This window comes from Clostridium sp., assembly GCF_040797585.1.
Taxonomy (GTDB): Bacteria; Bacillota; Clostridia; order Clostridiales; family Clostridiaceae; genus Clostridium_Z.
This window is the reverse complement of record NZ_JBFNEO010000319.1, coordinates 1-1,832: the sequence shown is the minus strand read 5'-3', so window position 1 is coordinate 1,832 and position 1,832 is coordinate 1. Positions and strand designations below refer to the sequence as shown.

The following is a 1,832-nucleotide window of genomic DNA, read 5'->3' as shown; positions in this document are numbered from 1 at the left end:
ATCTTATTAAGAGTAAAGTGAAAGATATAGAAAAGTTCCATAATGAAAATAGAATTTTACTTCAAGACAATGAAGGAAAAGAGAAGGAACTATTTAATTTAAAAAAAGAGAAATCTATATTAAATGAAACTAAGAATGAACTAGAAAGAGATATTAGAAATTTAGAGATTAAATTTAAGGATTATGAAGAGAATAATTCTTATAAAGACCAGGTTGAAGAGTTAAATAATAAACTAATATTACTAGAAAAAGAAGCTGAAAATCATAAAAAGCTTAATAAATACTTAAAGGAAAAATCTAAGGATGTATCCTTTAATACCACAAGTAACTTCTATAAACTAAAAAGTTATGAGAATAAATATATAGATCTTATAGAAGATCTTATAGAAAGTCAAATAAAATATATATGTTTAAATGAAAAGATAAAATATATACCACCGATGGATATACATGGTTACATAGAAAATAGTGATGATTTTGATATAGAGGAGGAAGTAAATTTTATAATAAGAAATGGTCAAAAATATCCAGATTCTCTTAAAGATAAAGTAATATCAAAGGTATTTACAGCATAGCTCATGAGATTCATGAGCTATTTTATATATTAACATTGAATTTTATTTAATGTATAATAAATTAAGTGGAAAACATAAGAAGTTAAAAATAGTAGAGAGGTGCAAGTTATGAAGGGGATAGAATTATTAGCTCCAGCAGGAAGTCTTGAGAGCTTATATGCAGCAATAAATAAAGGGTGTAATGCAGTTTATATGGGAGGAAGTAAGTTTTCAGCTAGGGCTTATGCATCTAATTTTACTAATGAAGATTTAGAGAAGGCTGTGAATTATGCTCATTTATATGGGGTAAAGATACATATTGCATTAAATACTTTAATAAAAGAAGAGGAAGTATTAGAAGCTTTTGAATATATAAGTTTTTTATATTCCATAGGGGTAGATGCCTTAATAGTTCAGGACCTAGGAATGGTAGAAATTTTAAAAACATATTTTAAAGATTTTGAAATCCATGCTTCCACTCAGCTTACAATACATAATGGAGAGGGAGCATTATTTTTTACAAAGAATGGATTTCAAAGAATAGTTTTATCAAGGGAGCTTACTTTAAAAGATATAGAGTATATAGCTAAGGATTTAGATATAGAGACAGAGATATTTGTCCATGGAGCATTATGTGTTTGTTATTCAGGCCAATGTTTAATGAGTAGTTTAATTGGAGGAAGAAGTGGAAATAGAGGAAGATGTGCTCAACCATGCAGACTACCCTATACACTTATAAATAAGGATACAAAGGAAGAAAGAAAGGGATATCTTTTAAGTCCTAAAGATGTATGTAATATAGAAAATGTTGAGGATTTAATAGAGAGCGGTGTTGATTCTCTTAAGATAGAAGGAAGAATGAAAAGACCAGAATATGTGGCTGGAGTTGTAGAGAGCTATAGAAAAGTAATAGACTCTTACTACAAAAAGAATACTTTAGATAAGGAAAAGGAAAAGAAAAAACTCTTACAATTATTTAATAGAGAAGGTTTCTCCAAAGCTTACCTTTATGGAAATAAAGGAAGGGATATGATGTCCTATAATTTCCCTAAAAATACAGGGGTGTATATAGGAGAAGTTTTTAAGGATAATACAATAATTCTTGAAGAAGGTATTTCCATAGGAGATGGTATTAGAAATGGAGAGAAAGGATTTACTATTTCTAAAATACTAAAAAACAATAAAGAAGTAAGTGAAGGAAATAAAGGAGATAGGGTAGTTATAAATCCAACTAATTATAATAAGGGAGAAAAACTATATAAAACATTAGATAGTACC

General features: G+C 28.0%; 2 protein-coding genes. Both read left to right on the top strand.

What is annotated here, in order from left to right; genetic code table 11:
- Positions 1-575, top strand: a 575-nt coding sequence (locus tag AB2369_RS13175) for a hypothetical protein (RefSeq protein ID WP_367666928.1), incomplete at its 5' end; no start/stop codon positions are given.
- A gap of 108 nt (positions 576-683) precedes the next feature.
- On the top strand, positions 684-1,832 hold a 1,149-nt coding region (locus AB2369_RS13170; RefSeq protein WP_367666927.1), incomplete at its 3' end, for a peptidase U32 family protein.